The 12,524-nt window shown below is 68.2% G+C and carries 12 protein-coding genes; 5 read left to right on the top strand and 7 right to left on the bottom strand.

The annotated features are described in order from the left end of the window. Nucleotides 1-19 precede the first annotated feature (19 nt). The 3 genes from L0966_RS05900 to L0966_RS05890 form a co-directional block, all read right to left on the bottom strand. A complete protein-coding gene (locus tag L0966_RS05900; protein WP_234050940.1) occupies nucleotides 20-1,345 on the bottom strand; it encodes a cell wall hydrolase in 1,326 nt (441 codons plus the stop codon). Nucleotides 1,346-1,512: 167 nt separating this feature from the next. Beyond that, nucleotides 1,513-2,487, bottom strand: coding sequence for an ArgK/MeaB family GTPase (locus tag L0966_RS05895; RefSeq protein WP_234050939.1), 975 nt, complete (start codon nucleotides 2,485-2,487; stop codon nucleotides 1,513-1,515). 159 nt (nucleotides 2,488-2,646) lie between these two features. Continuing rightward, complete coding sequence (locus L0966_RS05890) at nucleotides 2,647-3,021, bottom strand: hypothetical protein (RefSeq protein WP_234050938.1); 375 nt, start codon at nucleotides 3,019-3,021, stop codon at nucleotides 2,647-2,649. A gap of 298 nt (nucleotides 3,022-3,319) precedes the next feature. Between L0966_RS05890 and L0966_RS05885 the strand changes: the two genes are divergently transcribed. The 3 genes from L0966_RS05885 (at nucleotide 3,320) to L0966_RS05875 (ending at nucleotide 6,592) form a co-directional block, all read left to right on the top strand. After that, nucleotides 3,320-3,661 (top strand): rhodanese-like domain-containing protein, encoded by a 342-nt coding sequence (locus L0966_RS05885; RefSeq protein ID WP_234050937.1) that lies wholly within the window; start codon nucleotides 3,320-3,322, stop codon nucleotides 3,659-3,661. A gap of 208 nt (nucleotides 3,662-3,869) precedes the next feature. Beyond that, nucleotides 3,870-5,264 (top strand): glutamine synthetase family protein, encoded by a 1,395-nt coding sequence (locus tag L0966_RS05880; protein WP_234050936.1) that lies wholly within the window; start codon nucleotides 3,870-3,872, stop codon nucleotides 5,262-5,264. A gap of 197 nt (nucleotides 5,265-5,461) precedes the next feature. Next, nucleotides 5,462-6,592 (top strand): polyamine ABC transporter substrate-binding protein, encoded by a 1,131-nt coding sequence (locus L0966_RS05875; RefSeq protein ID WP_370640661.1) that lies wholly within the window; start codon nucleotides 5,462-5,464, stop codon nucleotides 6,590-6,592. A 215-nt stretch (nucleotides 6,593-6,807) separates the two neighbouring features. Here L0966_RS05875 and rnhA read toward each other — a convergent pair whose 3' ends face one another. Genes rnhA through ispH form a run of 3 tightly spaced genes read right to left on the bottom strand, consistent with a single transcriptional unit; the run spans nucleotide 6,808 to nucleotide 9,221 of the window. Further along, entirely contained in the window at nucleotides 6,808-7,278 is a 471-nt protein-coding gene (gene rnhA / locus L0966_RS05870; RefSeq protein WP_234050935.1) for a ribonuclease HI, read from the bottom strand. Next, complete coding sequence (locus L0966_RS05865) at nucleotides 7,275-8,237, bottom strand: homoserine kinase (RefSeq protein ID WP_234050934.1); 963 nt, start codon at nucleotides 8,235-8,237, stop codon at nucleotides 7,275-7,277. The genes rnhA and L0966_RS05865 overlap by 4 nt, the downstream gene beginning before the upstream one ends. A gap of 3 nt (nucleotides 8,238-8,240) precedes the next feature. Continuing rightward, a complete protein-coding gene (gene ispH, locus L0966_RS05860) occupies nucleotides 8,241-9,221 on the bottom strand; it encodes a 4-hydroxy-3-methylbut-2-enyl diphosphate reductase (protein WP_234050933.1) in 981 nt (326 codons plus the stop codon). 338 nt (nucleotides 9,222-9,559) lie between these two features. On the opposite strand from ispH, the gene L0966_RS05855 reads away from it, so the two are divergent. Then, nucleotides 9,560-10,267, top strand: a complete 708-nt coding sequence (locus L0966_RS05855) for a DUF1013 domain-containing protein (protein ID WP_234050932.1) — start codon at nucleotides 9,560-9,562, stop codon at nucleotides 10,265-10,267. 27 nt (nucleotides 10,268-10,294) lie between these two features. On the opposite strand, the gene L0966_RS05850 is transcribed toward L0966_RS05855, so the two are convergent. Further along, entirely contained in the window at nucleotides 10,295-11,311 is a 1,017-nt protein-coding gene (locus L0966_RS05850) for a hypothetical protein (RefSeq protein ID WP_234050931.1), read from the bottom strand. A 223-nt stretch (nucleotides 11,312-11,534) separates the two neighbouring features. Here L0966_RS05850 and L0966_RS05845 point away from each other — a divergent pair, with 223 nt between their 5' ends. Beyond that, a complete protein-coding gene (locus L0966_RS05845; RefSeq protein ID WP_234051291.1) occupies nucleotides 11,535-12,476 on the top strand; it encodes a TIM44-like domain-containing protein in 942 nt (313 codons plus the stop codon). The last annotated feature ends 48 nt before the right edge of the window (nucleotides 12,477-12,524 follow it).

Raw genomic sequence — 12,524 nt, 5'->3', positions numbered from 1 at the left:
GGCCCCTCCCGCCGCGTCTTCAGCCCTGCCAGCGTCGCGGGCGGTAGAAGGTGTGCACGCCGATGCGGTCGAGCTTGTTCATCTCCCGCACCCAGCTCGGATGCACCCAATAAGCGTGATAGTGGGTGGCGCGGCCGACGCTGTCGAGCCACAGCTTGCCATCCAGCATTTCGGCGGCGATCTGCTTGGCCTGCACCCACATGTCGGGCTCGCGGATCACGTCCTTCACATTGTCGCAGGCGAAGGTGAACTGGCAGGCGAGGTGGCGATGCGCGTTCTGATAGACCGTGCCGCACACATCCGCCGGGTAATAGCCGGAGAATACGCGGTTCACCACCACCTGGGCGACCGCGATCTGGCCGCGCTTCGGCTCCCCCCGGCTCTCGAAATAGATGGCTTCCGCCAGGCACTTCTGGGCGCGGGCGAGGCCAGCGCCGGCAAGGCCCAGGCGCTGCGCCGGAGAGGGCCAGATACCGTCGCGCTCGGCGCTCTGCTCCACCACGGCGGGGGCCAAGGCGGGGGCGGGCGTCGGTGGGGCCAGCGGCTGGGGCACGAAGCCCTGGTCGGCCAAGGCGTGGTATTCAAAGGCCAGCGGCGGGAACTGGCGCGGATCGCTTGCAAACACCGTGCGGGTGTCGTGCAGCACGGCGGGAGCGGACGCCTCGCCGGGGGAAACCTCGGTCAAGGCGTTGCTGGGCGCGCTCTCGTCGGGAACCATTTCGGGCTCAGCCGGAAGGGCCACATCCGCGGCTTCCATGCCGTCAAAATCCGGGCCGAAGGCGGTCGAGGCCGCAAGGCCTGCGCCATCGTCCTGAATCACCGGCAGTTCCAGCAGCAGGTCGAGAGCGAGCTCAAGATGAGCGCTGGCGGCCGGGGTCGTATCCGCGATCGTGGGAATGGCGGAGGCGTCGTCCGCCGTCGAAGCTGCGGGCTCTTCCATGGCCGCCGGGCTGGCGGCGATGGGGGCCGGATCGGGCGTGAGGCTGGCGACCCGGATCGGCGCCGCCTCGGGCGCGGCGGGTTCGGGGTCACCCATCACCAAAGGCGGGGGATACTGATAGTCCCGGTCGGCGGTGACGGCGCGCGCGGGGGGTGGAGCCGGGGCCTTCGCCTCGGCCGGCAGGTCGGGGACGGACGGCATGGTGCCGATGGGCTGGGGCAAATCGAGGGTCGCGACCTTCAGGGTGCGCATGGGCGCGGCAAGGGGGGCGGAGAGGAGAGCCGTCGCGCCCGGGCGGTCCATCAGCCCCAGCTCGCCCGCCTTCGGTGCCCGCGGCTGCGGGGCCAGCACGCCGACGGCGACGACGAGCGGCAGCGCGCGCCGCCACACATCCGAAGAAGCCATGGGTTCTGCCCTCGTCCGCTCATTGCCGGGCCGGCCGCGTTGGTTCGCGGCACATGCCGGGGATGATCGCATTCATGCGCCCTGCGCGGTGCGTGTCGCGGCCCGCGGGAAAGCGCCCTTAGCGCGCCGGCTGTTGCGTGCCGGCGACAGACAAGAACATTGACCGATCACCGTTGATCGGAGGTTAACCGGGCCGCCAATTCCGCTTCTTTGGCGAAGGGGGTGCACGCAGTGGTGGCAAGGCTGCGGGCGCGGCCGAGGCCATGGGTGCCGAAGCGCACCTTGATGGCCTCCTCCACCCACTTGCTTTCCTGCGCCGCCCGCAGCGCCTCGCGCCGGCCTTCGGCGGCCATGAAGGCGCGATGGCTGTCCACCGCCGCGTCGAAGGCATCGAGGCCCTCGCCGCTGGCGGCGGAAAGGCGGATCACCGGTACCTTCCAGGCCTCGCTGCCCCCCGAAAGGGAGAGCGCGCCGGCGACCTCCGAGGCGGCGCGGCGGGAGACCTCCACCATGTCCGCCTTGGTGACCACGATGATGTCCGGCAGCTCCATCACCCCCGCTTTCATGAATTGCAGGCTGTCGCCCGAGGCGGGCTGGATGCACAGCACCACCGTGTCCGCCACCAGGGAGATGTCCGCCTCCGACTGGCCGACGCCCACGGTTTCCACGATCACGAGGTCATAGACGGCCCGCAGCAGCGCCACCGCCGCAATGGCATCGTCGGAGAGGCCGCCGAGCCGGTCGCGCGCCGCCATGGAGCGCACGAACACGCCCCGGTCCTCCGGGTCGGTCTGGATGCGGGCGCGATCGCCGAGGAGGGCGCCCTTGGTGCGGCGGGAGGAGGGGTCGACCGCGAGCACCGCCACCGTCTGCCCCGCCGCGCGGGCGCGATGCACGAGGGCGTTGGTGAGGGTGGACTTGCCCACGCCGGGCGGACCCGTCAGGCCCAAAACGTGGGCCTTGCCGGCCTTGGCCGCGGCATCGAGCAGGGTCACGAGGTCCGGCTGGCCGCGCCGGGTCTCCACCGCGGCGAGGGCCAAGGCGACGGTCCGCTTGCCGCCGCTCCGCAGAGCATCGAGATCGGGCAGGTTCAACACGAAGCGCAGCACCCAGAAGAATCGGACGAAGGATTTATCCGCCATCTGAGCAGCTTTGCCGCCGCGGGACCAGGGGGCAGCGGCAAGGGGGCGGCGGCGAGGATGGCGGGCCCTTGGAATGGAAAAGGCGCCGGCGAAGAGCCGGCGCCTTCCCATTGATCGGAACCGTGCGGGGGAACGGAACCGATCAACAGTCCTGTTGGATCACTCGCAGTAGCGACGGTAAACGGGCACCGTTTCCCAATTCGCCCCCTGCATGTAGCACTGCCCATCCGGGCCCCACATATAGTAGACCTGCGGCGCATAGGCCGGCAGCGGCGTGGAACCGGGGCCGGGCGCGGCGTCCGCCGGAGGCGCGCCATCGGCGCCGGGCACGTAATCGGCCGGCGGCACATTGTCCGCGCCGGGCACATAATCCGCCGGCGGGGGCTGGTGGTTGGACGGCAGGTCGATCCTGGAGCCCGTGGGGCCGCCCATGAGCCCTCCCGAGGCGGAATTGTTCTGCGCCTGCGCTGTCGGGGCGAAGCCCGCGAGAGCGCCCGCAAGGATGAGGGCGACCAGCCCGGCGCGGATCAGCATGATTTTTTCCTGTCATCCCCTTCCCGTCAGGCCCGTGTGCGAGGGGCACAGATCTGATGACGAAGGGCGGTTTACCAAGGCCAACATGAACGGCACATGAGCAAAGAGTCTGACGAAGATCAGGCTTGGCTGTGGCCTTGGCGCGGCGGCCCGATTTTTCCACATGCGGGCCCATGGGGTTTATTGGAGGCGTATGCCTATCAAAGGTTGTGCATGGGGCATGCGCGGCGTCATTGGACTTGCGTTGCAGCATAAGACGGGTGCAGGGTTCGCGCTTCTTTTCGAGGACGTCGCATTCATGAGCGAAAGAAATCCCTTCGGTGGGGTCGTGACCCATCTGACCCCCGCCGACGTGAAGACCGGAATGGCCAATGGCACCATTCTCCTGGTGGACGTGCGCGAGCTGAACGAAGTCGCGGCCGAGCGCATTCCCGGCGCCGTGAACGTGCCGCTCAGCCGGCTCGGCGTGGAGCCGCTGCCGGATCCGGCGGGCAAGCGCCTGGTGTTCTCCTGCCGCTCGGGCCAGCGCTCGCAGCAGGCGCTGGCGGCGGCGCAGCGCGCCGGCCTGCCGTTCGAGGAGCACATGCAGGGTGGAATCATGGCCTGGAAGGCCGCCGGCTTCGACATCGAGCGCGGCTGAGGCGTTTGCCCGCGGGGCGGCGCGCGAAGCCCGCCCCGGCCCCGGCATTGACGGGCCCGCGCTCCCGGATCCCGAACGGGGGCCCGGTTCGCGCGCCCGTCCGGCGCGCTCCGGTGAACGCGGATCGCACGGAAGGCCATCGTGACGCTTGAAGCTTTCGCGGCTTCGCGCTTGGATGGAGGTCCTGCAACCAGTCGCCTGGAGCATCATGCCGGCATCTGCGTCCGGCCAGCCTCTCGAACCTGCGGCGCAAGGCGCGCCGAAGGATGAGGCCGCGGCCTATTTGAACACCTTCGGCACCCCCGACGTGGTGGAGGTCCTGCTACCGGATACGTCCGGTGTCCTCAGGGGCAAATGGCTGCCCGGCACCTCCATCGGCAAGGTGTGGAAGGATGGGGTCGCCATTCCGCTGTCCATCTTCGGTCTCGACGTGTGGGGCTGCGAGGTGGAGGCGACCGAGATCCATCTGGAAACCGGCGACAAGGACGGCCTATGCTGGCCGGTGGCCGGCACGCTGAAGCCGGTGCCCTGGGCCTCGCGCCCCACCGCCCAGGTGCTCATCACCATGTTCGAGCCCGATGGCTCGCCGCGCGGGCGCCCCTGGCGGCTCGATCCGCGCCAGCAGCTCGCGAAGATCGTTTCCCGTTTTGACGCGCTGGGCCTCACCCCCTGCGTCGCGTTCGAGCTTGAATTCTACCTGATGAAGCCCGGTGAGGCCGGTGAGGCGCCGGAGCCCGTGTTCCGCGCCACGGGGCAGCCGCGGCAGAACATGTATTCCATGTCCGACCTCGATGCCTTCGCGCCGGTGCTGCACGAAGTGCGCGAGGCCTGCGTGGCCCAGGGGCTGCCCGCCGACACCGTGATTTCGGAAGCCGCGCCCGGCCAGTTCGAGGTCAATCTCTATCATCGCGCCGACCCCATGGCGGCCGCCGATGATGCCATTCTGCTCCGCCGCCTCATTGAGGGCGTGGCGCGGCGCAATGGCCTGCGCGCCACCTTCATGGCCAAGCCGCTGGTAGATTTCGCCGGCAATGGCATGCATGTGCATGTGAGCCTGGTGGACAAGGACGGCGGCAATTTCTTCGCCCGGCCGGACGGGGGGGACGACGCGCTGCGCCACGCCGCCGGCGGCCTTCTGGCCACCATGCTCGATTCGACCCTGCTGTTCGTGCCCAGCTTCAACGGCTATCGCCGCCTGGTGCCGGGCAGCTATGCGCCGGTTTCGGTGACATGGGGTTATGACAATCGCTCGGTGGCGGTGCGCGTGCCCAATGGCCCGCCCCAGGCCCGGCGGCTGGAACATCGCATCGCCGGCGCGGAGGCGCATCCGCACCTCGTGCTTGCCGCCATCCTGGCCGGCATGCTGGAGGGACTTGAACAGAAGATCGAGCCGCCGCCGCCTCTGGCCGGCAACGCCTATGACCACGAGGCGCCGCAGCTGAGCCCTTCCATGGCCGACGCGGTCGCCCGCTTTCGCGCCTCCCCCTTCATCGCCAAGGCGTTCGGCGAGGAATACCGCAGGGTGTATGCGGTGATGAAGGAGGAAGAATTGGCGGCCTTCACGCGCGTCATCCTGCCGCTGGAATACGAAACCTATCTATGATGTCAGGAGAAGTCGAACATGCACCCGCATTCGCCTTCTCTTTCCTTTTCCGGGCCCCGGTCACCCGGGCGTCGGCCGAGCTAATGCTTTTGCTGAGGGCTTTTGACTTTTCCGGTTGAGAGCCCCAGCGGGACGCAATAGCCTCTTTCATGCGGGCGGGAGGGACAATCCCGCCGTCTCTCAGAGGAGAAGAGCGGATGAGCAGCGCTATCAAAGCGGCTGTCTTCGGAGTGGGGCTGGGCGTCGCGCTCGGGGCCGGTATGGTCCTTGGCGGTCCGGCCTTCGCCCAGGAGAAGGTGGTCAACGTCTTCAACTGGTCGGACTATATCGACCCGACGGTGATCGAGGAGTTCACCAAGGAGACCGGCATCAAGGTCCGCTACGACGTGTTCGACAGCAACGAGGTGCTGGAGACCAAGCTGCTCGCCGGCAAGACCGGCTATGACGTGGTGGTGCCCTCCAACACGTTCCTGCAGCGGCAGATCAAGGCCGGCATCTTCATGCCGCTCGACAAGTCCAAGATCCCGAACCTGCAATATGCATGGCCCGAGATCGAGAAGCGCCTTGCCGCTTACGATCCCGACAATGCCCACGCGGTCAACTATATGTGGGGCACCACCGGCATCGGCTACAATGTCGACAAGGTGAAGGAGCGTCTTGGCGACGTACCCATGAACACCTGGGACATCGTCTTCAAGCCGGAGAACCTCTCCAAGCTGAAGGATTGCGGCGTCTACATGCTGGACGGGCCGGAGGAGGTCATTCCCTCCGCCATGAACTATCTCGGCCTCAATCCGGATTCCAAGAACCCGGATGACATCAAGAAGGCCGGCGAGATGCTCGCGAAGATCCGGCCGTTTATCAAGAAGTTCGACTCCTCGGGCTACATCAATGCCTTGGCGCGCGGCGACATCTGTCTGGCCGTGGGCTGGTCGGGCGACGTGTTCCAGGCCAAGACCCGCGCCCAGGAAGCCGCCGAGAAGACCAAGACCACGCCGGTGAACGTCGCCTATGTGATCCCCAAGCAGGGCGCGCTCATGTGGTTCGACAACTTCGCCATTCCGAAGGATGCCAAGCATGTGGATGAGGCGCTGACCTTCATCAACTACATGATGCGTCCGGAAGTGGCGGCGAAGAACACCGATTACATCTCCTACGCCAACGGCAACCTGGCGTCGCAGAAGCTGATCAGCAAGGACATCCTCGACAATCCGAATATCTATCCGGACAAGGAGGTGTTCTCGCGGCTCTTCATCGTGACCACCAACGATCCGAAGCTGCAGCGCGTGATCACCAAGACCTGGAACGACTTCAAGCGCGGCAAGTGAGCCGCGCTGCGGCGCCGCGCTTCGATCCGCGTCGAGACGTTTCAACGACCCTTCCGGCTCAGGCCGGAAGGGTTTTTCTTTGCATTCAGCTCATTGGCGCTTTTTGAGGACAGGGGATGGCGCCGGCGTTGAGAAAGAACGCAATGCCATGCCCTCGGAACGTTTCTGCATCCGCGAAAAACGCGCACACGCGCCGGTGCCGCAGGTCCGGGCGTTCAGGCGCCCTGCGATCCGCCGATTGCCCGTCTCATCTTGAACGGCGCCATGCCCTCGCGGGCCAGTTCGTCGGCGCGCTCGTTCTCGGGGTGGCCGGCATGGCCCTTTACCCAGTGCCAGTGCACCTCGTGGCGCTTCAGCGCCTCGTCCAGGCGCTCCCACAGATCCTGGTTCTTCACCGGCTTCTTGTCGGCGGTGCGCCAGCCGTTACGCTTCCAGCCGTGCACCCATTTGGTGATGCCGTCCTTCAGGTACTGGCTGTCGGTGTGCAGCTCCACCGCGCAGGATTCCTTCAGCGCCTCCAGGGCGCTGATGGCGGCTGTCATCTCCATGCGGTTGTTGGTGGTGAGCTGCTCGCCGCCATTGAGCGTCTTCTCATTTGCGCCGAAACGCAAAAGGGCGCCCCATCCGCCGGGGCCCGGATTGCCGGAGCAGGCCCCGTCGGTGAAGATCTCGACTGACTTTTTCATGGAATGAGGCCGTAATCCTCGGCGCCGGCCACCTGCTGGTGGAAGCGCAGCTTCTTGAGATATTCCAGCGGGTCCTTGGGCTTCACCAGCGCCCCTTCGGGCACGTTCAGCCAGTCCACCAGCCGGGTGAGCAGAAAGCGCAGCGCCGCGCCGCGGGCCAGGCGCGGCAAGGCGGTCACCTCGATCTCGCTCAGCGGGCGCAAGGCGGCATAGCCGGACAGCAGGGCGCGGCCCTTGGTGACATTGTAGGAACCATCCGTCTCGAAGCACCAGGCATTGAGGCAGATGGCCACGTCATAGGCGAACGCATCGGTGCAGGCGAAATAGAAGTCGATGATGCCGGACAGCCGCTCGTCCAGGAAGAAGGCGTTGTCGGGGAACAAATCGGCATGGATGATGCCGGAGGGTAGGCCCTTCGGCCAATCCCCCTCCAGCGCCTTGAGTTCTTCCGCGATGGTGTCGGTGAGGCCGGGCGCGAGGCTGTCGGCGCCGTGGGCGGCCTGGAACAGCGGGCGCCAGCCGGCGACTGAGAGGGCGTTGGCCCGCTCCATGGTGAAGTCCGCGCCCGCGAGGTGCAGCCGCGCGAGGCCCGCGCCCAGCTCGGCGCAATGATGGGCGGTGGGGCGCCGCACCGAGACGCCCGGCAAGAAGGTGACCATGGCCGCCGGTCGCCCGGCGAGCTCGCCCAGAACGGTTCCGTCGCGCCGCGCCACCGGCTGCGGGCAGGAGAGGCCGCGCGCCGCCAGATGCTGCATGAGGCCGACGAAGAAGGGCAGGTCACCCCGCGCCACCCGCTTCTCATAGAGGGTGAGGATGAAGGTGCCGCCCGTGGTCTGCACCAGGAAATTGGAGTTCTCCACCCCCTCCGCGATGCCGTGGAAGGAGGTGAGGGTGCCGATGTCGTAACGGGCGATGAAATCCGCCATCTCGGCGGCAGAAACGTCAGTATAGACGGCCACGACTTACTCCGCCGCATCCGGCCGCAGGGCGCGCGGCAGGGGAAAGAACACGTCCTCCTCGGTGGCGGTCACCGTGTCCACCGTCACCGAGAAGCGTTCGGAAAAAGCGTCGATGATCTCCTCCACCAGCACCTCGGGAGCGGAGGCGCCGGCGGTGAGCCCGAGCCGGGAAATGGGGCCGAGGCTGGCCCAGTCGATGTCGCCGGCGCGCTGCACGAGCAAGGCGCGCGGGCATCCGGCGCGCTCGGCCGCCTCGCGCAGGCGCTGGGAGTTGGACGAATTGGGCGCCCCCACCACAATCAGCGCATCCACCTTGGGCGCCACCTGCTTCACCGCCTCCTGGCGGTTGGTGGTGGCGTAGCAGATGTCTTCCTTGTGGGGCTCGACAAGGTCGGGGAAGCGCGAGCGCAGGATTTTCACCATGCCGGCCGTGTCGTCGACCGAAAGGGTGGTCTGGGTGACATAGGCCAGGGTCGCGCCGACGGGCGGCGCCACGGTGCGGGCATCGTCCGGCGTTTCCACCAGGGTGATGGCGCCCTCGGGAAGCTGGCCCATGGTGCCCACCACCTCGGGATGGCCCCGGTGGCCGATCAGCAGGATGTGGCGGCCCTTGCGGTGGTGCACCTCCGCCTCGCGGTGGACCTTGGTGACGAGGGGGCAGGTGGCGTCGATGGCGAACAGCTTGCGGCCGGCGGCTTCCACCGGCACGCTCTTGGGCACGCCATGGGCGGAGAAGATGACGGGCGCGGTGGTGTCCGGCACGTCGGAAAGCTCCTCCACGAACACCGCGCCCTTCCGGCGCAGGGCTTCCACCACATATTTGTTGTGCACGATCTCGTGACGCACATAGACCGGCGCGCCATGGCGCCTCAGGGCCTCCTCCACGGCCTCGATGGCCCGCACCACGCCGGCGCAGAAACCGCGCGGGGCGCACAGCAGGATCTGAAGGGGGGGCTTGCTGAGGGGCGTCGAGGCGGCGTCCATGGCCGAGGGGTCCGTTTGCGGCATTCTGGCAGAAGGGAACGCGCCGGGCCAACTGTCAAGCGCCGCGTGGCGGGCGGGCTTGCCCGTCCTTTGGGCGCGCGGGGTGGCGCCTGTTTTGCGGGCAGGTGCCGCGCGGCGGCATTTGCAAGTCGCGGCCGGGATGAGTATGTTGATGCGATCCTGGACATTGCGATGTGTTTCGCGGTCAGCCCCTGGGGAAGGGGGCGCGCAAGCGAGCCCGCATATGCCCATCCGCAGCGCTCCACGCGCCGCACCGCGCGCCCCGATGGCGCGCGAGACGAACCTGACGAGCACGAACCCAAGCCTCAGAGGCCGCCATGTCGACGAATACCCCATTGATGCCCAAGGCCACCGCTGTCTGGCTAGTGGACAATACGGCACTGTCGTTCGAGCAGATCGGCGATTTCTGCAAGCTCCACCCGCTGGAGGTGAAGGGCATCGCGGACGGCGAGGTGGCGCAGGGCATCAAGGGGCTTGATCCCATCTCCTCCGGCCAGCTCTCCCGTGATGAGATCACCCTGGCGGAGAAGGACCCCAACCGTCGCCTGAAGCTGCTGGAATCCAAGGTGCGCCTGCCGGAGCAGAAGAAGCGCCGCGGCCCGCGCTACACGCCCGTTTCCCGCCGCCACGACCGGCCGAACGCCATCTTGTGGCTGCTGCGCAACCACCCCGAGCTGAAGGACGCGCAGATCATCCGCCTAGTGGGCACCACCAAGTCCACCATCCAGTCCATCAAGGACCGGACCCACTGGAACGCGGCCCAGCTCTCGCCCATGGACCCGGTGACGCTGGGCCTGTGCAGCCAGATCGACCTCGACCTGGAAGTGCAGCGCGCCGCCAAGGACCGGCCCGCTGCCCTCGCGGCCGAGGGACGTGGCGCCACCCTGCTGCCGGTGGACATCACCACCGCCGAGGAGCAGGAGGAGCCCACCGGCCGTGGCCGGGAATCCCTCGATCTGGAAACCGTGTTCGCCAAGCTCGGCGGCTCCAAGAAGACCGAGGAGCAGGACGAAGACGAGGAGTGATCCCCGCCTCGGCCGCAACCGGCGTCCTCAGGCGCCGGTAAAGCCAGTGAAGACCAGGTCCGGCGCGGTGAGCGCCGGACGGGCCGGGGCCAGCCGGCCGGCCCACAGCAGGGTCACATCCGAGGCGTCGTCGAAGCTCATCACCGGAGCTTCGCCAAATGGGGCGCTGGAGGCGGTGCGCCACGCCACGCGGGTGATGTCCGCCTCGCTCTCCACCGCATAATGGGCGCGCACGGCCGCGAACGGCGCCGTCAGCCCGTCGCTGAATTCCGCCTCAAGGGCGAGGGATTCCGTATCGAGCCCCGCCAAATGCACGCGGGCGGATCCGCCATCGGCGAAATGCAGGGTGAAAGCCCGGGCCTGCGGCGCGAAGCCCACTTCCTTCAGCTTCACCAGCAGGCGTTCCTCCTGTGCCACCGGGCCCACCAGCACCGAGGCGCTGAAAGCGCTGGTGGCCAAGGGAGGCGGCGGCAGCGGCCGCAGGCGCCAGGAGCCGTCCGCCAGGAACAGCTCGATCACCGTGGCGCCGCGCTCGGCTGGCTTCAGCCACAGTTCCACCTTGTCGAGCCCGGGGGTTGCGGCCTCCGCCACCCGGAAGGGCACCTCGGCACGCCGCCCGGCATCGGGCAGGACATAGCCCACCACCGTCAGCTCGGGTGTCTCGTGCAGGGTGACCCGGCGCGCGGTGGCCGGTTTGGGGCTGGAAGCCGTCGCCGCGGCGGGGGCGGGCGGGCAGGCGAGATAGGCCGGCACGCTGTGGTCGGTCACCAGCGTGTGCACATAGGCCGGGTGCCGCGCCTCGACCCGGAACCGGCGCACCTGCGGAGAAACCAGGGTCAGGGCCACATTCTCGGGGCCGTTGCAGCTTGGCGCCGTGCTCTGGTTGCGCACGGTGACGCCCAGGGGCGCTGCCTTGTCCTCCGCCGCGCGGGCGGGGCCGGTCAGGGCACGAAGGGCAGCCGCCGGGCCGAGGGCGCAGGTGGTGGCCGAGAGGGCAGCGCGCAGGGCGCCGCGCCGTGACAAAATGGGGTTCCGGAACGACATGGGCGATCCGCTTTGGACGACGGGTGACCCTTCATAGACCAAATCCACCCGTTCAGAACCCATACCCCTCGCAATCCTGCCCGGGACACCCCATATGAACGCCATTCCCCTGCGGAATGATGCGCGGGGCGTGGAGGTGCGCGCCGGAAATGTCCTTTCCGGAGGGGCGTTCGGCGTGATGCCGAGGAACCTGGCAAGGCCGAAGGGAGGGCTGTTCGTGGGTATGAGGCCGATTCTGGCTGTGGTGGCGATGATCGCCGCCTTGAGCGTGATGGTGACGGATACGGCGGAGGCCAAGCGCGGAATGTCCGCCGGCAGCCGTGGCACGCGCACCTATTCCGCCCCGCCGCCCACCACGACGGCGCCCAATACGGCGCCGCTGCAGCGCTCGACCACGCCGAGCACCAATCCGGCGGCCAGCGCCGCCCGGCCGCAGCCGCGTTCGTCCTTCTTCGGCTCCGGGCTTGCGGGCGGGCTGATGCGCGGCCTGCTGATCGGCGGCCTCATCGGCATGCTGCTGGGCCATGGGCTGGGTGGCTTCGCCGGCTTCCTGGGCCTGCTGCTCCAGGGCGCGCTACTGGCGCTGGTGGTGATGCTCGCCATCCGTTTCTTCCGCCGCCAGCAGCAGCCGGTTCCCGCCGGGACCTATGGCCGCGCCGCGGCGCCGGGCGGCAGCGGTGGCTGGCCGGGCGCCATGGGCTCTTCTCACACTTCATCCGCCACTGCTGCACCGGCTCAGCCCCGGCGCGGGCCGGTGGATGAGATCGGCGTGACCGGCGCCGATCTCGACACCTTCGAGCGCCTGCTCGGCGAGATCGAGACCGCGTTCGGCCGCGAGGACGAGGAGGTCCTGAAGGCCCGCACCACGCCGGACGTGTTCGCCTTCATGGCGGACGAGATGAAGGCCAATGCCGCGCGCGGCGTGCGCAACGAGGTTTCGGATGTGAAGCTGCTGCAGGGCGACATTGCCGAAGCCTGGCGCGAGGGCATGCAGGAATACGCCACCGTGGCCATGCGTTATGAGAGCCGGGACGTGGTGGTGGATCGCGCCACCGGTCGCTTCCTCTCCGGCGACCGCGACCGGCCGGGCCAGAGCACCGAGCTGTGGACCTTCGTGCGTGAGGCCGGCGGCCCCTGGCGGCTGTCGGCCATGCAGCCGGTGTGATCGGGCGCCGGCCCGCGGGCAAGCCGTTCTCCGGCCAGCCTTGGTCGG

The organism is Xanthobacter sp. NM-59, from assembly GCF_021401125.1.
Lineage (GTDB): Bacteria > Pseudomonadota > Alphaproteobacteria > Rhizobiales > Xanthobacteraceae > Xanthobacter.
This window is presented reverse-complemented; position numbering and strand designations above follow the sequence as displayed.

What these genes read in the sequence shown, in the direction of transcription:
- L0966_RS05900 (WP_234050940.1), bottom strand. Translation starts at nt 1,345, where the DNA reads ATGGCTTCTTCGGATGTGTGGCGGCGCGCGCTGCCGCTCGTCGTCGCC.
- L0966_RS05895 (WP_234050939.1), bottom strand. Translation starts at nt 2,487, where the DNA reads ATGGCGGATAAATCCTTCGTCCGATTCTTCTGGGTGCTGCGCTTCGTG.
- L0966_RS05890 (WP_234050938.1), bottom strand. Translation starts at nt 3,021, where the DNA reads ATGCTGATCCGCGCCGGGCTGGTCGCCCTCATCCTTGCGGGCGCTCTC.
- L0966_RS05885 (WP_234050937.1), top strand. Translation starts at nt 3,320, where the DNA reads ATGAGCGAAAGAAATCCCTTCGGTGGGGTCGTGACCCATCTGACCCCC.
- L0966_RS05880 (WP_234050936.1), top strand. Translation starts at nt 3,870, where the DNA reads ATGCCGGCATCTGCGTCCGGCCAGCCTCTCGAACCTGCGGCGCAAGGC.
- L0966_RS05875 (WP_370640661.1), top strand. Translation starts at nt 5,462, where the DNA reads ATGAGCAGCGCTATCAAAGCGGCTGTCTTCGGAGTGGGGCTGGGCGTC.
- rnhA (WP_234050935.1), bottom strand. Translation starts at nt 7,278, where the DNA reads ATGAAAAAGTCAGTCGAGATCTTCACCGACGGGGCCTGCTCCGGCAAT.
- ispH (WP_234050933.1), bottom strand. Translation starts at nt 9,221, where the DNA reads ATGGACGCCGCCTCGACGCCCCTCAGCAAGCCCCCCCTTCAGATCCTG.
- L0966_RS05855 (WP_234050932.1), top strand. Translation starts at nt 9,560, where the DNA reads ATGTCGACGAATACCCCATTGATGCCCAAGGCCACCGCTGTCTGGCTA.
- L0966_RS05850 (WP_234050931.1), bottom strand. Translation starts at nt 11,311, where the DNA reads ATGTCGTTCCGGAACCCCATTTTGTCACGGCGCGGCGCCCTGCGCGCT.
- L0966_RS05845 (WP_234051291.1), top strand. Translation starts at nt 11,535, where the DNA reads ATGAGGCCGATTCTGGCTGTGGTGGCGATGATCGCCGCCTTGAGCGTG.